This is a genomic window from Pseudomonas sp. BN411 (assembly GCF_029871235.1).
GTDB lineage: Bacteria > Pseudomonadota > Gammaproteobacteria > Pseudomonadales > Pseudomonadaceae > Metapseudomonas.
This window is the reverse complement of the sequence record NZ_SSOM01000080.1, coordinates 65,228-83,181: the sequence shown is the minus strand read 5'-3', so window position 1 is coordinate 83,181 and position 17,954 is coordinate 65,228. Positions and strand designations below refer to the sequence as shown.

The 17,954-nt window shown below is 62.7% G+C and carries 19 protein-coding genes; 11 read left to right on the top strand and 8 right to left on the bottom strand.

Features of this window, described 5'->3' with window-relative positions; translation table 11 throughout:
• Window positions 1-29: 29 nt before the first annotated feature.
• Complete coding sequence (locus tag E8F06_RS23345) at window positions 30-1,277, bottom strand: Zn-dependent hydrolase (RefSeq protein WP_280371506.1); 1,248 nt, start codon at window positions 1,275-1,277, stop codon at window positions 30-32.
• A gap of 144 nt (window positions 1,278-1,421) precedes the next feature.
• On the opposite strand from E8F06_RS23345, the gene E8F06_RS23340 reads away from it, so the two are divergent.
• Entirely contained in the window at window positions 1,422-1,898 is a 477-nt protein-coding gene (locus E8F06_RS23340) for an Lrp/AsnC family transcriptional regulator (RefSeq protein WP_280371504.1), read from the top strand.
• Between the two features lie 19 nt (window positions 1,899-1,917).
• On the opposite strand, the gene E8F06_RS23335 is transcribed toward E8F06_RS23340, so the two are convergent.
• The 3 genes from E8F06_RS23335 to E8F06_RS23325 all read right to left on the bottom strand — a co-directional run bounded on the left by E8F06_RS23335 (window position 1,918) and on the right by E8F06_RS23325 (window position 5,059).
• On the bottom strand, window positions 1,918-2,763 hold the full coding sequence (locus tag E8F06_RS23335) for an alpha/beta hydrolase (protein ID WP_280371502.1): 846 nt from the start codon (window positions 2,761-2,763) through the stop codon (window positions 1,918-1,920).
• A gap of 215 nt (window positions 2,764-2,978) precedes the next feature.
• The gene (gene nhaA, locus E8F06_RS23330; RefSeq protein ID WP_280371501.1) at window positions 2,979-4,331 is read right to left on the bottom strand and encodes a Na+/H+ antiporter NhaA; all 1,353 of its coding nucleotides are present in this window, start codon (window positions 4,329-4,331) and stop codon (window positions 2,979-2,981) included.
• 164 nt (window positions 4,332-4,495) lie between these two features.
• The gene (locus tag E8F06_RS23325; RefSeq protein ID WP_280371499.1) at window positions 4,496-5,059 is read right to left on the bottom strand and encodes a GNAT family N-acetyltransferase; all 564 of its coding nucleotides are present in this window, start codon (window positions 5,057-5,059) and stop codon (window positions 4,496-4,498) included.
• Window positions 5,060-5,278: 219 nt separating this feature from the next.
• On the opposite strand from E8F06_RS23325, the gene E8F06_RS23320 reads away from it, so the two are divergent.
• Window positions 5,279-5,464, top strand: a complete 186-nt coding sequence (locus E8F06_RS23320) for a hypothetical protein (protein ID WP_280371497.1) — start codon at window positions 5,279-5,281, stop codon at window positions 5,462-5,464.
• A gap of 56 nt (window positions 5,465-5,520) precedes the next feature.
• Here the strand turns inward: E8F06_RS23320 and E8F06_RS23315 are convergent, their stop codons facing one another.
• Window positions 5,521-6,777 carry an OprD family porin gene (locus E8F06_RS23315; RefSeq protein ID WP_280371495.1) on the bottom strand — a complete coding sequence of 419 codons (1,257 nt, stop codon included), beginning with the start codon at window positions 6,775-6,777 and terminating at the stop codon, window positions 5,521-5,523.
• Between the two features lie 255 nt (window positions 6,778-7,032).
• Between E8F06_RS23315 and E8F06_RS23310 the strand changes: the two genes are divergently transcribed.
• From E8F06_RS23310 to E8F06_RS23285, 6 genes are all read left to right on the top strand, one after another.
• Window positions 7,033-7,209 carry a hypothetical protein gene (locus E8F06_RS23310; protein ID WP_280371493.1) on the top strand — a complete coding sequence of 59 codons (177 nt, stop codon included), beginning with the start codon at window positions 7,033-7,035 and terminating at the stop codon, window positions 7,207-7,209.
• A 38-nt stretch (window positions 7,210-7,247) separates the two neighbouring features.
• Complete coding sequence (locus E8F06_RS23305; RefSeq protein WP_280371491.1) at window positions 7,248-7,544, top strand: hypothetical protein; 297 nt, start codon at window positions 7,248-7,250, stop codon at window positions 7,542-7,544.
• Window positions 7,545-7,749: 205 nt separating this feature from the next.
• The gene (locus E8F06_RS23300; RefSeq protein ID WP_280371489.1) at window positions 7,750-9,249 is read left to right on the top strand and encodes a diguanylate cyclase; all 1,500 of its coding nucleotides are present in this window, start codon (window positions 7,750-7,752) and stop codon (window positions 9,247-9,249) included.
• Between the two features lie 2 nt (window positions 9,250-9,251).
• Window positions 9,252-9,926 (top strand): nitroreductase, encoded by a 675-nt coding sequence (locus E8F06_RS23295; RefSeq protein WP_280371487.1) that lies wholly within the window; start codon window positions 9,252-9,254, stop codon window positions 9,924-9,926.
• 25 nt (window positions 9,927-9,951) lie between these two features.
• Window positions 9,952-10,653, top strand: coding sequence for a helix-turn-helix transcriptional regulator (locus E8F06_RS23290; protein WP_280371485.1), 702 nt, complete (start codon window positions 9,952-9,954; stop codon window positions 10,651-10,653).
• Window positions 10,654-10,696: 43 nt separating this feature from the next.
• On the top strand, window positions 10,697-11,455 hold the full coding sequence (locus E8F06_RS23285) for a hypothetical protein (protein ID WP_280371483.1): 759 nt from the start codon (window positions 10,697-10,699) through the stop codon (window positions 11,453-11,455).
• A 35-nt stretch (window positions 11,456-11,490) separates the two neighbouring features.
• Here E8F06_RS23285 and E8F06_RS23280 read toward each other — a convergent pair whose 3' ends face one another.
• Together E8F06_RS23280 and E8F06_RS23275 are read right to left on the bottom strand one after the other, a co-directional pair.
• Window positions 11,491-11,727: a DUF2798 domain-containing protein gene (locus E8F06_RS23280; protein WP_280371481.1), complete on the bottom strand. Its 237-nt coding sequence runs from the start codon at window positions 11,725-11,727 to the stop codon at window positions 11,491-11,493.
• A gap of 60 nt (window positions 11,728-11,787) precedes the next feature.
• A complete protein-coding gene (locus E8F06_RS23275; protein ID WP_280371479.1) occupies window positions 11,788-12,501 on the bottom strand; it encodes a cysteine hydrolase in 714 nt (237 codons plus the stop codon).
• A gap of 150 nt (window positions 12,502-12,651) precedes the next feature.
• Between E8F06_RS23275 and E8F06_RS23270 the strand changes: the two genes are divergently transcribed.
• Window positions 12,652-13,512, top strand: a complete 861-nt coding sequence (locus E8F06_RS23270) for an AraC family transcriptional regulator (RefSeq protein WP_280371477.1) — start codon at window positions 12,652-12,654, stop codon at window positions 13,510-13,512.
• Between the two features lie 296 nt (window positions 13,513-13,808).
• Window positions 13,809-15,401: an NAD(P)/FAD-dependent oxidoreductase gene (locus E8F06_RS23265; RefSeq protein WP_280371476.1), complete on the top strand. Its 1,593-nt coding sequence runs from the start codon at window positions 13,809-13,811 to the stop codon at window positions 15,399-15,401.
• A 114-nt stretch (window positions 15,402-15,515) separates the two neighbouring features.
• Here the strand turns inward: E8F06_RS23265 and E8F06_RS23260 are convergent, their stop codons facing one another.
• On the bottom strand, window positions 15,516-16,493 hold the full coding sequence (locus E8F06_RS23260) for a LysR family transcriptional regulator (RefSeq protein ID WP_280371474.1): 978 nt from the start codon (window positions 16,491-16,493) through the stop codon (window positions 15,516-15,518).
• A gap of 158 nt (window positions 16,494-16,651) precedes the next feature.
• Here E8F06_RS23260 and E8F06_RS23255 point away from each other — a divergent pair, with 158 nt between their 5' ends.
• Window positions 16,652-17,944: an MFS transporter gene (locus E8F06_RS23255; RefSeq protein ID WP_280371471.1), complete on the top strand. Its 1,293-nt coding sequence runs from the start codon at window positions 16,652-16,654 to the stop codon at window positions 17,942-17,944.
• The last annotated feature ends 10 nt before the right edge of the window (window positions 17,945-17,954 follow it).

Genomic DNA, 17,954 nt, shown 5'->3' with positions numbered 1-17,954 from the left:
CTCCGAACGATTGAAGGCGAGCAGGATGGTCAGGACCGGGCGAGGCGCTGGCGAACGACGTCGAGCAGCACGTCGGCACCGGCCAGCAGGAGTTCGTCGCTGGTGTGTTCGCGCGGGTTGTGGCTGACGCCGCCCTGGCTGGGCACGAAGATCATGGCGGCCGGGGCGATGCGCGCGATCATCTGTGCATCGTGGCCGGCACCCGAGGTCATGCGCCTGTGGCTGAACCCCAGGCGACTGGCCGAGGCGGCGATTGTGCTGGCGAGGTCGCTGTCGAAGACCACGGGTTCGAAGCGCACCAGTTGCTCGCTGTGGATCTCGACGCCTTCGGTTTCGGCCAGGTGCGCAAGCAGGTCGGCCAGGCGTTTCTCGGCAGCCTGCAAACGGGCTTCGTCGGGATCGCGCAGATCGACGGTGAAGACGGCCTTGCGCGGAATCACGTTGATCAGGTTCGGCTCAAGGCGCAGGCACCCGACGGTGGCCAGGGTGCCGTCCACGGCGATCTCGCGCAGGTGGGTGATGGCAGCGGCAGCGACTGAACCTGCGTCGTGGCGCAAGTGCATCGGTGTAGTGCCCGCATGGTTGGCGCTGCCCTTGACCGTGACCTGTTGCCAGGAAATGCCCTGGAGATTTTCCACCACGCCGATCTGCAAGCCTTCGGCTTCGAGAATCGGCCCCTGCTCGATATGCAGCTCCAGGTACTCGTGGGGCACCAGCGCGCCGGGCTCCAGATCGCCGGCATAGCCGATGCGGGCCAGCTCATCGCCCAGGCGGGTGCCGTCGGTGCCCAGGGTGTCCAGCGCCACGTCGACGTCCAGACCGCCCGCATGCACCAGCGAGCCCATCATGTCCGGCTGGTAGCGCACGCCTTCTTCATTGGTGAACGCCGCCACGGTGATCGGGCGGGAGGGAAGGACGCCAGCCTGGCGAAACGCCCGCACCACCGCGAGCCCGGCCAGCACACCGTAGCAGCCGTCCAGCGCACCTGCGTTGGCCACACTGTCGATGTGCGAGCCGATCATCAGGGGCGCCTGCTGGTCACCGTCGGCACGCAAGGTGCCGAAGATGTTGCCGATCCGGTCGATCCGTACTTCCAGGTCCAGTGCCTCCATCCAGCGCAGCAACTGGTCGCGGCCAGCCTTGTCGGCATCGGTCAGTGCGATGCGGGTGCGGCCGTCCTGCTCCGGCTCTGCGCCGATTTCGCCCAGCAGCCGGATCTGCAGCAGCAGGGCCTGGCCATCGAGAAGCACGGCGGAGGAAGGGGAGAGCGGACTCATCAGAGAAACTCCAGCAGGGCAGATTGAATGACTGCGTAATAATATTTCTTCGATGCAGTAACGATTTCTCTACTTAGCGGGTAATTGCGTACTTTTATTCCGCTATCGCGCCTTCACAAACAATTTCATTGCGAGCCACCGCCCATGAGCCTGGATGCCTTCGACCTCAAGCTGATCCACCACGTCCAGCAGGACGCCAGCCTGTCACAGGCGGAGCTGGGCAACCGGGTGAATCTGTCCTCCGCAGCGGTCAATCGTCGGCTGAAGCGCCTGAGTGAGGAGGGTGTGATCCGCAAGACGGTGGCGCTGGTCGATCCGCAACAGCTGGGCCACGGGCTGACCATCATCGCCGAGGTGGAAGTGGAGAGCGAACGGCTCGACCTGCTGGACGCGATGAAGCGCAGTTTCCTCGCCTGTCCGCAGGTGCAGCAGTGCTACTACGTCGCCGGCGAGTTTGATTTCGTGCTGGTCCTGGCCTGCAGGAGCATGGAGCAGTACACCGAACTGACCCGGCAGCTGTTCTTCGAGAGCAACAACGTCAAGCGCTTCCGCACCCTGGTGTCGATGAACAACGTGAAAGTGGGGCTGGAGGTGCCGGTCGAACTGGCCACCGACGCCTGACGCCCCACAGCGGAATCCATCAGCCGGCAACGAAGGCCGCAATGTGCCGGGCGGCGGCCTGCGGGTACTGCATGTGCGGCCCGTGCCCCGTGCTCGGCAGGGTCACCAGGTGCAGCGTGGGCAGGGCGCGGTTGAGCGCGTACCAGTTCTCCACCGGGAAGACGATGTCGTGGTCACCGCCAAGGTGCAGGACCGGTGTGCGGGTGGTGCGCAATGCATCCAGCGCCGGTTGCAGCGGGAACATCGGGTTGCGGGGACCGTCTCCCAGCTGCTGGCCGGCCCACTCGTGGGGCACTTCCGGGCAGCGACCGTCCTGGCGTGCCGCAATGCGCTCAGCACAGAGAACGGCGGCTTCGCGACTGGCGGTCGACGTTGGCTCGAAGAAGAGCTTCACGAAGTCCTCGAAGTCGTTCTCGCGGCCCGCCAGCTCATAGAACAGAGGCTCACCGGTCTGCACCAGATGGCCGGGCGGAGTCGTGCCGATCAGCACCAGGTGGCTGACCAGTTGCGGCGCCTGCAACATGGCCACCTGTGCCGCAATGCCACCGAGGGACCAGCCGCCAAGCACCACCTTGCTGAGTCCTAGCGCGGCGATCAGTTCGAGGGTGTCGCGGGCGAGCGAAGCGGGGTCGTAGGTGCGGGTCCCACCGGACAGGCCCAGCCCGCTGTAGTCGAACACATGCACCTTGAAGCCCAGCTCGGCGAGTTCGTCGAGAAAGGCCGGGTCCCACGAATCCATCACACCGCGAAAGCGCAGGCACAGGACCATTGGCGTCCCATCCCCGATCACGCGGTAGGCCAGGCGACGGCCATTGCATTCGACGAACTGATTGGGGACCTGGCTGGCGGACAGGGCGTTCGGCATGAGGCTGCTCCTTCCTGGCATTGGGGCGCGGGAACAAGGTTCGCGGTAATGCCGTCATCGCGGTCCGCGACCGCAACACAGGAGAGGAAAGGGCGCCTACCCCAGTGCACGCATGCGATGCCGGCAACCATGCAGGGTAGTCCAGGCGCCTGGAGAGGGCCGGCAAGAACGCAGCCGCCAATCGGGTTGGCGGCCTGTCCAATAGTCGGAAGGACTTAGCGGCGCTTCGCTCGGGCCACCAGCACGCGGCCGTAGAGCAGCCCGATCACGCCGGCAGTTACCGAAGCCACCAGCACGCCGAGCTTGGCGGCGCTCAGCAGGTCCTGTTGGGTGAAGGCGAGGTTGGCGATGAAGATCGACATGGTGAACCCGATCCCCGCCAGGCAGCCGATCAGTCCCATCCAGGCCCAGGTCATGCCCGGTGGCAGGCTGCACCAGCCCATGCGCACCATCAGCCAGCTACTGGTGAGAACGCCCAGCGGCTTGCCCAGCACCAGGGCCAGGGCCGCGCCGGAGAACACCATCATGGAAGCGCCTTCACCGAGGTTGACGCCGTCGAGGCTCACTCCGGCATTGGCCAGCGCGAACAGCGGCATCACCAGGTAGGCGACCCAGGGATGCAGCGCCATCTGTACGCGCATCACCGGGGGCAGCAGTTCGCGCTGGGCGTGACGAAGCTGCTTGATGGGTTCCATGAGTTCGCTGGCGCCGCTGTCGGCGGCCTGTTTGCGCTCGGCGAATTCACTGATGGCCTTCGAGGCGGTCTGCAGGGGAGGCGCCATCACCTTGACCGGGCGAACCGGCGTCATCAGGCCGAGCACCACGCCCGCCAGGGTCGGGTGGGCGCCGGTCTTCAGCAGGCCGAACCAGAGCAATGCACCCGGCAACACATAGGCATAGGCGGAACCGATGCCGATGTGCTGCAAGCCAAGCACCAGCAGGATGCCGGCACCGGCGATGGCGAAGCCCAGCGGGTCAAGGCCGCCGGAATAGAACAGCGCAATGATCAGCACCGCGACAATGTCGTCGATGATCGCCAGGGCCAGCAGGAAGACGCGCACCGAGCCGGGCACGGAGCGGCCCAGCAAGGCGAGGACGCCAACGGCGAAAGCGATATCCGTGGCAGTCGGGACCGCCCAGCCCTGGCGCAACCCTTCAGTGTTGTTGAGGGTGAGATAGACCAGGGCCGGTACCAGCACGCCGCCGAACGCGGCGATCATCGGCAGGGCGGCAAGCTTGAGATTGGCCAGCGCGCCTTCGTGTATCTCCCGGCGGATTTCCATGCCGACCACTAGGAAGAACACCGTCATCAGGGCGTCGTTGATCCAGAAATGCAGGGAGTTGGAAACGACGAAATCACCGATGCCGAACGAAAGCGGCATGTGCCAGAGGTGCTCGTAGCTGCTGGCGTAGGGCGAGTTGGCCCAGATCAGCGCAGCGGCGGCGGCGATCAGCAGGACGATGCCGCTGACGGCTTCGATGTGGAGGAATTTCTCGAACGCGGAGAATGCCTTGTCGGCAATACGCTGCGCAGCCGGCAGCGCCTTTGGGGAAGGGGCTTGGTTCATGGTCGCTAATACTCAGCAGCTTGTGCGGCGGCCCGACCAACACATGAAACCTGTCGGGCCGCATGAGCGACCCGACACCCGGCGCGTAAAGTACAGCGCCTTTTCCGATTTGACCAGCCGATTTTTCCCCGTCGCCTAACCGCGGGCGTTCCAGAGGCGAGGGTTCAAAGCTCCAGGCTGTGGATCAGTTGCGAGGCTTCCCGAGGGTCTCGCCGGCAGTTGAATCCCAGTTCGCGGGCGAGGCGTTGCATCCGCACGTTCGACACAGCGTCGATGGAGTACAGGCGCTTGAAGCCGTTCTCGCGGGCCGAATCAATGAGGTGGCGGAGCAGGACCTCGCCCAGCCCCAGTTCGTCCCAGCCATCGGCGATGGTCACCGCGAACTCGCACTCGCCGGCATCACCGACAGCGGCGTAGCGGCTGATACCGATCTCTACCAACTCGCCATCCCGATGTACCAGGGCGACGTAGGCCATCTTTTGCTGGTAGTCGACCTCCATCAGGTGATCGAGCAAGGTGGGGCTGACTTCCTTGACCGCGCAGAGGAAGCGGAAGTGACGGGTTTCGGGAGAGAGGTTGCGGATGAATTCGACCTCGCGCTCCCGGTCTTCCGGACGCAGGGGGCGGACCAGGACATGGCTGCCGTCCTTCAAGGGTTCGACCCAATGCTCACCAGCGAGTGCATCGGGAATGGCGGCGTGAGACCGCGAGCTCTGTAGCGTCGACATGGCTGCGTACTCCGATTGGAAATCCTGCCTTTTTTTTTACGCCGAATCCGCTGCGTGGATTTGATGAGGATCAAGCTAATCGGGATGAAGCAGTGGGAGCCGACGAAGCGCAGGTTTCCGCATGGAAACACGCCAAAGCGGTTGCTGCAGATCAACGTGGGGAGGGTGGCTCACGCGCAGGCTGGCGTTATCAGCGTGAAGTCTGAAGAGGGCACTACCATGGCCAAAATCATCCCCATTCGTCCCGATTCGGCGGTGCCGCCGAAACCCGCCGGCCTGCGCGTCTGGATTGCGCGATTGCGCAACCGGCTCGATCGGCTGGTGTTCCAGATCATCAGAGTGCCGTCCCGGCAAGCGCGTGGCCCCGTGGAAGGGAGGGCTGGTAAAGAGAGAGGCAGGCACTAGACGCGCCCGCCCCGAGGAGGGGAGATCGCGCCGGCGAACCGGCGCGACCTTGTGCATCAGAGGATGCTGAGGGGGTACTCGATGAAGGCACGTACTTCGTTGAGGTCCGGCCCCACCTGGTTGTCGGCGCGGTAGATGGAATTGCGCAGCTTGAAGGACAGGTCCTTCGCCGGGCCGTCCTGCACCACGTACTTGAACTGGTTGAAGATCTCGCGCTCGGTGCCGTCGTTCTCGCCACCGGCGACGATGTCGGTGCCGCGCACGTAGGCGAATTTGTAGCTCAGGCCCGGCACGCCATAGGCGCCGAAATCCAGCTCGTAGCTGGCCTGCCAGGAGCGCTCGTCCTTCAGGTTGAAGTCCGAATAGTAGGAGTTGGCCACGTAGATGGTGCTGCCGCCGTCGCCGAAGTCGTAGGCATAACCCGCGTCACCGGTGTTGCGCTGGTGGGCGACGATGAAGGCGTGGGCACCGATGCTGTACTTGGCCGCCAGGCTCCACAGGGTGTTCTTGTCGTCATGGCCATCGCCGCCGAAGTCCAGCGCGGCCGCAGAGCCGTCGTCGTACTTGGTGCGGTAGATGTTGAAGTCGAAGTTCAGCGCCTGCCGGTCATTGAACGGGATGTTGTAGTTCAGGTTGGCGTAGTACTTCTTGTACACGTCCTCCACATCGGAGTGGTACAGCGCCACGCTGAAGTCATCGGTGACGGCGTAGCTACCGCCGACCACGTCGATGCTCTTCAGATGATTCGGGTCGCGCGCCGGATCACCCATGGGGCTGTCGCCGGTGAAGCGTCCGACGTTGAGTTCCAGACCCTCGATCTCCTTGCTGGTGAGCAGGGTGCCGGTGAAGGCCTGGGGCAGCAGACGGCTGTCGTCATGGGCCAGCACGGGCAGGTTGGGGAACTGGTTGCCGTACTTCAGCACGGTGTTGGAGAAGCGCAGTTTCACCGCCGCACCGGCCTCGGAGAGGTCATCCACCGGGTGACCGTTGCTGTCAGTGTCGAAGAACGCGCTGTAGTTACGGCCGCGGCCGCTGTCCAGTTTCACGCCGAGCAGGCCATAGGCGTCGACGCCGAAACCAATGGTGCCTTGGGTGAAGCCCGACTCGAAGGTACCGATGAAGCCCTGGCCCCAGGTCTTGGCGTCGTTGGTGTGGTCCTTGAAGTCACGGTTGAAGTAGGCGTTGCGCAGCAGCAGGGTGGCGCTGGCATCTTCGACGAAACCCTGGGATTCGGACTGCTCGCTGGCAAGGGCGGGCAGGCTGATGGCGGCGGAAACCGCCAGCGCCAGGGCGCTCAGGGGATTGAGTTGCATCACGGGTGCTCCTGATGGTCGTTTTGTTGGTATTGGAAAAGGCAGGAAGGGGAGGAACTGTCGATGCCCGCGAGCCTTGAAGCTCAACGGGTCGACAGGCAAATCCATTCATTGTCGTTGTGGTTGCCGGTTGTACCGGCGCGATGCGCGCAAACAGTTATCACGATGAGTTCCAACTAAAAAACTGTAAGCATCAATTTCAAATATCAATGAGATCAATATTTAAGGAATTTACCTGTCGTTACGATGTGCGGGATGAAGCATGTAATCGCCAACCAACTCCGCCGGACGGCAGATGTTTCATCGAGTTACTCTCTGACTTTGGCTGCTTCTCTTGAGGTGGCCATTTTTTTGTTTCCACAAATTGCGCGGCGGAAATACTGGAAGACGATCATGGTGCGCATGATTAGCTTTGAAATCATTGTCAAGTGAGTTGACAGATGGGGCTTTTAGGTGATTTAGAGGGGCTCATGGATTTTCTCTCTGAATATCTAAAAGAGTTGTCAAGAGTACTTTTTGATGATCTTTCTGGCGGCCTAACAGCTGAAGACAAAGAAACCCATGTATTGACGTTGATAGTGGCTATCAAGGTGTTTGATTTGGGCGGCCGAGTGAAATCGGTAAACTTGCCCTCGATGAAGATTTTTGCCGAGTGCACTTTCTGGTCTCCCCCAAGAATTGCACTCGGCGCCTCCACTTCATCAATCCTTTGGTTTTTATTCATGGCCGCCTTGCCCCAAGGCGGCCTTTTTTTATTTGGCATCTGAAACAAGGGCCGGACCCTCTGCCGAACCTGGGGTAGCCGGTGGCCCGTCGGCCAATGCGTTTTGCGCCAGGCGCAGTAGAATCCGCGCCATCCCTGATCGCCGGTCCAGGACGGGCCGTTTCACGGGATGGAGGATGTAGAACCGTCGTGCCTTCGATACGGCGGAACCTGCAGTCCGGAAACTGGACTTTCCGCGTGGTACCTGGATGAAGCGTGATATCCGCCTGGCCGTACTCTTGCTGTTCGTTGTCTGCCTGTCGCTGTCTCTGGCCACCGCCTGGCAGGTCTGGTCGGCGCGCGATCGCACGTTGGCTGAAATCGACACCAACAACCTCAACCTGGCGCAAACGCTGGACACCTACGCTGAAGGCATCATCACGCAGAGTGCGATGCTGCTCCTCGGCATCACCGAGCGCCTGGAGTCCGAAGGCAGCGGCCCGGCTCACCTGAAACGCCTGCAGCAATTGACCGTGCGCCAGGAAAGCTGGCTGGACCAACTCAACGGCCTGGTCATCTACGATGCCCGGGGCAACTGGCTGATGTCGTCCACCGGACTCATTCCTGAAGGGGCGAACAGTGCCGACCGCGCCTTCTTCGTCCACCACCGGGATCATCCGTCCCCGGACATTTTCATTGGCCCGCCCATCAAGAGCCGCTCCACCGGGGACTGGGTGCTCACCGTCAGCCGTCGCTTCGTCGACCACGAAGGCCGCTTCGCCGGGGTCGTCGCCGTGACCTTGGGCATCGAGAACTTCCTGCGCCTGTTCGGCAAGATCGATGTCGGCGAGCAGGGCACCATCAGCCTGAGTACCACCGGCGGGCAATTGCTGGTCCGTTACCCCTACCGCGAAAAGGACGTCGGCCACGACTTCTCCCGCTCGCCGAATTTCCTTCGCTATTTCTCCGGCGCTACGTCTGGCACCGCCTCCTTCAGGTCCGGACTCGACGGCACGGAACGGATCTACGCCTTCCGCAAGAACGATCGCTACCCGCTGGTGACCACCGTGGCGCTGGGCAAGCACGAAGCGCTGCGGACCTGGAAGAACCAGGCCTGGCTGATCGTTGGCGTGGTGCTGACCCTGTTGGCAATCATCGTCGCCATCGGCCGTTTGCTGATCCTCGACATCAAGCGCCGCATCGACGCGGAAGCCTCGTTGGTGTCCGCTCGCGAAGACCTGCTGGTGGCCAACCGCCAACTGGAGGTACTGGCCGCCCAGGACCAGCTCACTGGCCTTGCCAACCGGCGCTGCTTCGATGAGCGGCTGGAGGCCGAAGCCAGGCGCGCCAAGCGTGATGGCATGCCGCTTTCGCTGCTGCTCATCGATATCGACCACTTCAAGGGGTACAACGATACCTACGGCCATATCGCGGGCGATGAATGCCTGCGCACCTTCGGTGAGCAGCTGCAGCGGGGCGTGAAGCGTTCCGGGGACCTGGTAGCGCGCTACGGTGGCGAAGAACTGGCCGTGATTCTGCCGAACACCGATGCATCGGGCGCCCTGAGCGTCGCCGAGCATCTGCTCGAACGCATCAATGCGCAGGGCATCGAGCACAGCGCCAGCCCCTTTGGCCACGTCACCGCCAGTATCGGCACCGCCACCGTGCACGGTGCCCAGGCAGCGGGACGGGAACTGGAACTGATCGAAAGCGCCGACCGGGCTCTCTATCGAGCCAAGGCGGCAGGACGCAATCGCGTGGAGACCTGAGCATGTCCGTAGCTGAACTCCTGAAGAAACGTATCTCCGTCCGCGCGTTCAGCGACGCGCCCGTCACCGCGCAACAGGTCAGGGACCTGCTGGAAACGGCGCGCTGGTCACCTTCGGGAGGCAACCTGCAGCCCTGGAAGGTGATTGCGGTGAGCGGCGCGGAGAGGCTCGCCGTGGAGCGCCTGGCGGTGGAAGCCCTGCTGAAGAATCCCAAGGGCGAGGCGGGGGAGCACCTGATCTACCCCGAAGCACTGGACGAGCCCTATCGCTCCCGTCGCTACAAGATCGGCGAAGACCTGTACGGGCTGATGGGCATTCCCCGCGAAGACAAGGCCGCGCGGATGCGTGCGCTGTCACGCAACTACCAGTTCTTCGGTGCGCCGGTGGGGCTGTTCTTCGTCATCGACCGCGCCATGGGCCACGGCCAGTGGGCGCACATGGGGATGTTCATGCAGTCGCTGGCACTGGCCGCAGAAGAGCAGGGGTTGTCGACTTGCATGCAGGAAGCCTGGGCGATGGTGCGGGAGAGCCTGCATCGGCACTTCGAATTGCCGGAGCATGAATTGCTCTATTGCGGCATGGCCCTGGGCTACGCGGATCGAACGGCGGTGGTGAACAGCCTGCGCTCCGAGCGGGCTCCGGTGGAGGAGTTCGCCGTGCTCCGGGGATTTGAGTAACCGACACTTCGGGGAGGGCCAAACCATGGATGCAGATACCGCCGACAACCATCTCGCCGCGCTGGCCGGCGCCATTGCCGACCCGGCACGTTCACGGATGCTCTGCAGCCTCCTCGACGGCCACGCGCGTACCGCCACGGAACTGGCCGCCGTTGCCGACATCGGCGCGTCCACCGCCAGTGGTCATTTCACCCGCTTGCTGGAACAGGGACTGGTGGAACTCCACGTGCAGGGCCGCCACCGCTACTACCGCCTGGCCAACCCGCAAGTGGCCCAGGCGCTGGAAAGCCTGCTGCAACTGGCCGGAGTCCCCGCAGCGGCTTTCCAGCCTTCGACGCCTTCGGTGCTGCGTCTTGCGCGCACCTGCTACGACCACTGCGCCGGCGAAGTCGCCGTGCAGGTGCACGATGCGCTACTGCACGCCAACTGGATCAAAGCTGAAGGCCGCGATTACCGCGTCACCGAAACCGGCAGCGATGCCCTGGAACGCCTGGGCATCGACATCGATGCGGTGAACCGCCAGCGTCGCCGCCTGGCCTATCCCTGTATGGACTGGAGCGAACGCACGCCCCATATCGGCGGCGCATTGGGTGCCGCCTTGCTGGAGCTGATGCTCAAGCGCGGCTGGGTGACCCGCCACCTGGATTCCAGAGCCCTGAGCGTGACGCCCCAGGGCTTGTCGAACCTGTCGAAGAGCTTCGGGATGGCCGGGAAGTCCAGGGTGTAAGGGCGGGGAAGGCCCCTCATATTCGAATCATTAAGAGACAGGCATGACTTCAGATACTTCGGCCCCAGTGTTCATCGGTTGGGATGTGGGCGGATGGAACTGCGACAAGAACCCGAGCAGCCGCGATGCCCTCGTTGTGCTCGATAGCCAACGGAATCTCCTGGGCCGTCCTTGGCGAGGCAATTTGCGTCGTCCCATCAATCAGTCTGCGGATACCGACAGCTTCATCTCCCGGCTGCTGGGCCTTTGCGAGCTGGACGCCAATCACTTCGAATCGGCCTCCGTCGTCCTGGCCATCGACACGCCGCTGGGCTTTTCCCAGGGCTTCATCGACCTGGTGGTGAATGGTCAGGCGGCCGACGCAATCGAGGGATCATCGGAAAACCCGTACCTGTTCCGCCGCACCGAGCGTTTCCTGTTTGAGCGCGGCTTGAACCCCTTATCCGCACTGAAAGACATGATCGGCAGCCAGGCCACCAAGGGGATGCATGCGCTGGCGCGTTTCGCCCCAACAATCGAGACCTGCGGGGTCTGGACGGATCAAAACCGGCTGCGCGCTATCGAGGCCTATCCCAGTGCCTGCAAGCGCTCGAACACGATGGCCGAATTGCACGAGCAATACGGCATTGGGAAATCACCTGACGCGGGGCATCCATCGCATTTCCACCACGCCGATCAGGTCGATGCTCTGACCTGCGCCCTGATCGCATGGCTCTTTCACTTTCACTCCGAAAAGCTCGTCCAGCCCACAGCAGAAATTCCCGTAAGGGAAGGGTGGATCTTTGCGCCGGTAGACGGCTGACGATGTACCGGCGGGTAGCGAGTGCCCACGCCGCTTCACGGCAGGTCGTCCTGGACGAAAACGCCTGTCAGACGCCTGACCCAGGGCGTGACCAGAAGGACGATGGGGGCCATGGTGAGCCAGGACAGCAGCCAGCTGTTCATCCAGTACGACAGCAGCGGGGCGGCGGGCAGGTGCATCGGACTGGCGATGGCTGCGGCCACGGCGCAGGTGATCGCTGATTGGATGACGGCCGCGGCGTGTTGGCGATAGCGGTAGGAAATCTTGCGCATGTGAACGGACTCTCTGTGAAGGACCGCGCCGCGGCCGGCGCGGTCCTGCTGCACTGGCGTTCAATTGCCTTTCAGGTGTTCCAGGGTTTCCGCCGTGGTCCACAGCGCATTGGCGATATAGCGGTAATTGATCAGCGCGGCGAGGTAACCGTCGCCTTCCGGCGTCGTGGGTCCGGCAGTCGCATCACGCACCACGGCCACTTCGAAACCCTGCTCCAGCAGTTCGCGCAGATGCGACTCCACGCACAGGTTCGCCGCCATGCCGGCCAGGATGATCTGCGATACACCGTGCTTGCGCAGTTGCAGCGCCAGATCGTTGGTCTCCGGGCCATAGACCTTGTGCGGTGAGGCAATGATGGTCTTGCCGTCGAGGATGTACGGCTTGTACTCAGGCAGGAAATCGGCCCCGGAGTTCTCGAATCCTTCGAGGGTCAGCGGTCCCTTGCGGTCGAACATGCAGATGCTGTGCATGACCTTCTCCAGCGGACCGCCAAACTGCCACTCGTGGTCGCTCGGATAGTAGTAATGCGGGGAAACGGCAACGGTGATACCGGCTTCCTTCGCTGCGGCGAAGAGCTGGCCAATGTGCTTGACGGTATCGTGCTCGGTGATGCTCTTGCCGAACACACCCCAGCTCACACCCTCGGGGCTGAGAAAGTCGATTTGCGGGTCGATGACCACCAGTGCAGCCTTGGCAAGGTCGAGCTGCATGCCCGGATCGGGCAAGGCAGGATCAGTGGGGTCGGTGTAGATGGGGCTGGTCTCACGGCTCATGACGGGACTCCGGTCGGCGATAGGGCAAGTCGTTTTCGCCGTGGCGGGCTGGAAGGCTCGTGGTTACCATCGGCGACGGTTGAATCCTAATTCCGCGTCGAATCGGGCTTTTGCCAGGACGTACCAAATCTTTTGCGGGTTGTCCCTTTTATGGATGTTCTCTCCGAATTCTTCGAGCGCACCAACCTGCAGGGCCGGCTGTTCTTCGCGGGCCCGGTGGAAGGGACACTGGTGCTGGACAAGCCCGAAGACATGGCGTTCATCCATGTCGTCCAGCGGGGTGGCATCGATATGGTCCAGCCCGGGGTGCCGAAGATCTCGATCAGCGAGCCCGCGGTGCTGTTCTGTCCAAGCAGTTGCCGTTACCAGTTGCGGTCCAGTTCCGAGCAGCCTGCGGAGCTCATTTGCGCCTCCTTCCTGTTCGGACGGAACTCCCCGGGGCCATTCCACCTCGGGCTACAGGAAACGCTGGTGTTTCCGCTCGATACGCTGGAGCCCCTGGCGCCGGTGATGGCCTCGCTGGTAACCGAGTTCCAGGGGCGGGCCCCAGGCCGCTCGAAAGCCTTGAACCTGCTGTTCGAGTACCTCTTCGTGCTGCTGGTCCGGCGTGCGGTGGAGGAGGGGCGGATTTCCAGCGGTTTGCTGTTCGCCCTGCAGGACGGACGCTTGGCAACGGTGCTCAGCCGAATCCACGAAGAGCCTGAAGCCCCCTGGTGCGTCGAGGAGTTGGCCCGCCTGGCGAATATGTCCAGGTCCAGGTTTTCGGCGCACTTCACCGAGATCATGGGCAGTTCCCCGATGGGCTACGTCACCCAGTGGCGCATGAAAGTCGCCCAGGACCTGCTGCGTGAAGGCGTGCCGATCAAGGTGATCGTTTCTGCGGTCGGTTACAGCTCCCAGGCGTCGTTCTCCCGGGTGTTCACCAGTGTGGTGGGTTGCCCGCCAGCCGAGTGGGTCAAGCGCGCCTCCAGTCGCGAACCCGCCCTCATCACGGCCAGGGTGCGCGGCTAAAGGCGTGCAGCGTGGCAGTAGCGGGGTAGGCGGAGGATGGACGCACCCACCCTCGGGCCTGGCTATCTATTTAATCGAACGCTGCCTTCTCTATTTAGAATTTGCCGGCCTTTTTAGGCGCATCTAGCCTTCTGGCGCCTGAACGCGGCGCGATATCGCACGGGGGAGTCGGCGTTATCGCAGCAGTGCCTGGTGCCCGGTGTGACCGGGCTGACGTCAGCCCGGCGACAAGGCCGGTCGCTCCCAAACGTAGTTGTTCTATGCAGTCCGATACCAATAACAACGGAGATTCATAGATGGCTCGTACACCTTTGCTCAGCCGTTTGCAGGCGCTGAGCCGCCTTGCCGGCAGCACCCCGGAAACCACGGACTTCCACCAGGCATTGGCCCTGCAGCGTTCGCGCCGCGAAGTGCTCAAGGCCGCAGGTATTGCCGGCGTGGTACTCGCCGGCGGCGGCCTGCCAACATTCGCCGAAGCGGCACCGAGTGGCGGCTCGGGCAGCATTGGCGTGGCGGTAATCGGCGCAGGTTTGGCCGGCTTGAGCTGCGCTTATGAGTTGAAAAAAAGTGGGGTCAGCGCGACCGTCTTCGAGGCTTCCACCCGATTGGGAGGACGTTGCTTCAGCAACCGCAGCACGTTCCCTGGGCAGATTGCCGAGAACGGCGGCGAGCTGATTGACGGCTACCACGTGGAAACCCTGAGGCTGGCCAAGGAACTGGGCCTGCAGGTAGATGACCTGTTGGACTACGACAAGGCCCAGGGCGGCGAGGATATCTACTTCTTCGCGGGCCAGCGCTACGGCGTAGAGGAAGCCTTTGCCGACTTCCAGACGATCCAGGCGCAGCTCGCCAGCGAGGTGAAGGCCGCACCCTTCCCGACCTTGTGGAACAGCTATACCGCGCGCGGTCAGGTGCTGGACAAGATGAGCATCACCGAGTGGATCAACCGCTATGTGCCTGGCGGCAACACCTCGCGCCTTGGCCGCCTGCTCGATGTGGCTTACGAAATCGAATACGGCGCGGCCTGCAGCGAGCAAAGTGCGCTCAACCTGATCTATCTGCTCGGCTACTCAAGCAAGCAAAAACTCGAAATGTTCGGCGAGTCCGATGAGCGCTATCACATCCGTGGCGGCAATGACCAACTGGTCAGTGGCATGGCCAGCCGCCTCAGCGAAGGCCAGATCAATCTCGGTCACGAGCTGACGCGCATCAGCCTCAATCCGGATACCAGCTACAGCCTGGATTTCAACACCAGCAAGGGCCCGCGCCAGGTGATCGCCCAGCGGGTGGTAATGGCCATTCCATTCAGCATCCTGCGCAGCAGTGTCGACTATTCCGCGGCCGGCTTCGACGCGCGCAAATGTCTGGCGATTGGCAGCATGCCAATGGGCAACAGCAGCAAGTTCCAGTTGCAGTTCCGCCAACGCATCTGGCGTCAGCAGAACAGCAACGGGTCGAGCTATTCGGACACGGGCTATCAGGACACCTGGGAGGTCACTCGCGGTCAGGCGGGCAGCGAAGGCATCCTGAACAACTTCACCGGCGGTGCGACTGCGGTGGCGATGAACAATGCTTCGCTGGACATCAAGGCGGCGCAATTCCTTGGCCAACTGGAGCGGGTACTGCCAGGCATCACCAACGAGTGGAATGGCCGGGCCATCCTCAATTACTGGCCAGGCTACCGCTGGACCAAGGGGGCATACGGCTATTACGCGCCGGGGAACTACACGGCGTTCGTCGGCTATGAAGGCACCCGGCAGGGCAACTGCCACTTCTGCGGCGAGCACACCTCGATCGAGTCCCAGGGCTACCTGAACGGCGCAGTCGAGACCGGCCAACGCTGCGCCACGGAGATACTGGCCGACCTCAAGGTCGTGCGAGTCGCCTGAGTTGATCGCCAGCGTTATGAAGGGGCATGCCGTAACGAGGCATGCCCCGAATTACGAGCACTCCAGCCCAGGCAAACTTCAACTCAGGGAGCTCACCATTAGCTCTCGCTGACGTCAGGAATCATTCGCCGTAGCCAGCCGGTGCTGGAAGCTCTCCAGGAAGACGCTTTCGGCAATGGTCATCTTCTGCTCGCGGTTCCACAGCAGGTAAATATCGACATCGACGATGCCTTCCGCTGGTGGCAGCCGCCACAGAAGGCCTTCTTCGATGTCCTTGTCGAGGACGTGCTCGGGAAGGCAGCCGATACCGAATCCGGCGCAGACCAGGCGGTGAATCTCTTCGAAGCTCGATGACGAGGCGACGATCCGCCCGGTGAAGCCCTGTTGGTCGCGGAAAATCGCGAGGGGAGACAGGTTGCCGCCGAACTGGTCGCTGACGAAGCTCACGAAGTTCTCGCTCTTGAGCTCTTCCAGCGGCACATCGCTGCGGCCGAAGAAACGATGGCGCTGGCCGCAGAAGAAGGCATAGCGCTGACGCAAGAGCTGACGTTGCTCCAGCTTGGGTTGGGGAATGCGGCACAGGCCCAGGCCCGCCGTTGCGGTTTTCTGCATCAGAGAGCTGATGATGTCCGAGCTTCGCATCACCTCGATCTCCAGCTCCACGCGCGGGTGCGCTTGGTGAAACTCAGCGAGGAAATCGTCGTAGAGCGGGGACTGTACCCGACTGATGCTGAGTAGCCGCACCTTGCCCGCCACACCGTCGTTGCGTTCTTCGACCGCCGCGCCGATGCGCGAAATGTCGCCATAGATATCGGTGGCGATGCGCAGTACTTCCTCACCCGCAGCAGTGAGGTCGAAGCGCGGACCGCGCCGCAGGATCAGCGCGCATTCCAGTTGTTCCTCCAGCCGTTTCAGAGCCTGGCTCACCGCCGACTGGGTGATGTGCAAGCGGGCCGCTGCGCGGCTGATGCTGCCTTCCTGGCCGATCACCAGGTAGGTGCGCAGCAGGTTCCAGTCGAGGCGGTCGTTGAGGAAGCGACGTCCCTCCCATTTGCTGACCAATGCGTCAGATTGTGACGTCGGAATTGTCATCCTAGCTCCCATTAGTAGCCTTGCTAATACGGCGGATAAGAATTAGCAAATTGACTAATCATAGCCTGGGCGCGATAAAGCCGAAAAGCGCCAAAGAGCGCGACCGGCTTAGCCAGAACAGAACACTGCCTCGATAAGTAATCCAAGAAGGGCCTTGCATGCACACGTCCAATCAGCCGCGTCGCGCGGCGGCTGCCGCATTCGTCGGCACCACCATTGAGTTCTACGACTTCTACATCTACGCGACTGCCGCGGCCCTGGTGCTCGGACAGGTCTTCTTTCCCAGTTCCAATCCTTTCCTCAGCACTCTGGCGGCCTTCGGCACCTTTGCTGTGGGCTTCATTGCCCGGCCCATGGCCGGCATGGTGTTCGGCCACTTGGGCGATCGTCTCGGGCGCAAGAAGATGCTGCTGGTAACCATGGCGCTGATGGGCCTGGCCACCACCGGCATCGGCCTGCTGCCGAGCTACGCCAGCGCCGGAATCTGGGCGCCCGTCGGCCTGATCGTCCTGCGCATCATCCAGGGCATCTCGGTTGGCGGCGAGTGGGGCGGGGCGGTGCTGATGGCCAGCGAGCACGCGCCAGCCAAACGCAAGACCTTCTATGCCTCCTTCGCCCAGTTGGGCAGCCCCGCGGGGCTGCTGCTGGCGCTGATTGCCTTTCGTCTGGCGTCCATGCTGGATCAGGAAGACTTCATCGCCTGGGGCTGGCGTATTCCTTTCCTGATCAGCGGCCTGTTGATGATGGTTGGCCTGGCGATCCGATTCGGCGTGGATGAATCGCCCGAGTTCAAGTCGGTGCGCGAGAAGGACCAGACGGTCAAGTACCCGGTGCTGGAGGTGATCCGCACCTGCTGGCGGCAGATCCTCTTCGCTGCGCTGGCCGTGACCATCGGCTCGGCGGGCTTCTTCTTCACCAACACCTTCATGATCACTTACGTCACCACCTACCAGGGCATCGAGCGCTCCACCATCCTCGACTGCCTGTTCCTGGTGACCATCCTGCAATTCCTGTCCCAGCCGCTGTCGGCACTGCTCGCCGAACGCATCGGCGAAGGCCGCTTCCTCAAGCTGGTGGCACTGCTGTGCATGGTCGTTCCGTACCCGATGTTCCTGCTGGTGGGCACCCAGAACCTGGTGCTGATGACCCTAGGTATCGCCCTGGCGGTGGTCACCCTGTCGGCCCTCTATGCGGTGATCGCCGGGTACATGTCCCAGGCCTTCCCGGCGCACCTGCGCTATTCGGGCATCTCGATGGCCTACCAACTGATCTGCGCCATCGCCGGCGGCAGCACGCCCATCATCGGCACCCTGATCGCCAATCAGTTCGCCGGTCAATGGCTGCCGCTGGCCTGCTACTTCACCTTCCTTTCCGCACTTTCCCTGATCGGGGTCTGCGGCCTCTCCCGCCTGCGCGGCGAGGTGCAGTCCAACCCCGTCCTCGCTCGCTAACCAGGAGTTT

Coding starts and splice junctions, on each gene's coding strand:
- E8F06_RS23285 (WP_280371483.1), top strand. CDS start 10,697: ATGACTTCAGATACTTCGGCCCCAGTGTTCATCGGTTGGGATGTGGGC.
- E8F06_RS23300 (WP_280371489.1), top strand. CDS start 7,750: ATGAAGCGTGATATCCGCCTGGCCGTACTCTTGCTGTTCGTTGTCTGC.
- E8F06_RS23265 (WP_280371476.1), top strand. CDS start 13,809: ATGGCTCGTACACCTTTGCTCAGCCGTTTGCAGGCGCTGAGCCGCCTT.
- E8F06_RS23315 (WP_280371495.1), bottom strand. CDS start 6,777: ATGCAACTCAATCCCCTGAGCGCCCTGGCGCTGGCGGTTTCCGCCGCC.
- E8F06_RS23295 (WP_280371487.1), top strand. CDS start 9,252: ATGTCCGTAGCTGAACTCCTGAAGAAACGTATCTCCGTCCGCGCGTTC.
- E8F06_RS23335 (WP_280371502.1), bottom strand. CDS start 2,763: ATGCCGAACGCCCTGTCCGCCAGCCAGGTCCCCAATCAGTTCGTCGAA.
- E8F06_RS23260 (WP_280371474.1), bottom strand. CDS start 16,493: ATGACAATTCCGACGTCACAATCTGACGCATTGGTCAGCAAATGGGAG.
- E8F06_RS23255 (WP_280371471.1), top strand. CDS start 16,652: ATGCACACGTCCAATCAGCCGCGTCGCGCGGCGGCTGCCGCATTCGTC.
- E8F06_RS23340 (WP_280371504.1), top strand. CDS start 1,422: ATGAGCCTGGATGCCTTCGACCTCAAGCTGATCCACCACGTCCAGCAG.
- E8F06_RS23305 (WP_280371491.1), top strand. CDS start 7,248: ATGGATTTTCTCTCTGAATATCTAAAAGAGTTGTCAAGAGTACTTTTT.
- E8F06_RS23280 (WP_280371481.1), bottom strand. CDS start 11,727: ATGCGCAAGATTTCCTACCGCTATCGCCAACACGCCGCGGCCGTCATC.
- nhaA (WP_280371501.1), bottom strand. CDS start 4,331: ATGAACCAAGCCCCTTCCCCAAAGGCGCTGCCGGCTGCGCAGCGTATT.
- E8F06_RS23325 (WP_280371499.1), bottom strand. CDS start 5,059: ATGTCGACGCTACAGAGCTCGCGGTCTCACGCCGCCATTCCCGATGCA.
- E8F06_RS23345 (WP_280371506.1), bottom strand. CDS start 1,277: ATGAGTCCGCTCTCCCCTTCCTCCGCCGTGCTTCTCGATGGCCAGGCC.
- E8F06_RS23275 (WP_280371479.1), bottom strand. CDS start 12,501: ATGAGCCGTGAGACCAGCCCCATCTACACCGACCCCACTGATCCTGCC.
- E8F06_RS23320 (WP_280371497.1), top strand. CDS start 5,279: ATGGCCAAAATCATCCCCATTCGTCCCGATTCGGCGGTGCCGCCGAAA.
- E8F06_RS23310 (WP_280371493.1), top strand. CDS start 7,033: ATGAAGCATGTAATCGCCAACCAACTCCGCCGGACGGCAGATGTTTCA.
- E8F06_RS23290 (WP_280371485.1), top strand. CDS start 9,952: ATGGATGCAGATACCGCCGACAACCATCTCGCCGCGCTGGCCGGCGCC.
- E8F06_RS23270 (WP_280371477.1), top strand. CDS start 12,652: ATGGATGTTCTCTCCGAATTCTTCGAGCGCACCAACCTGCAGGGCCGG.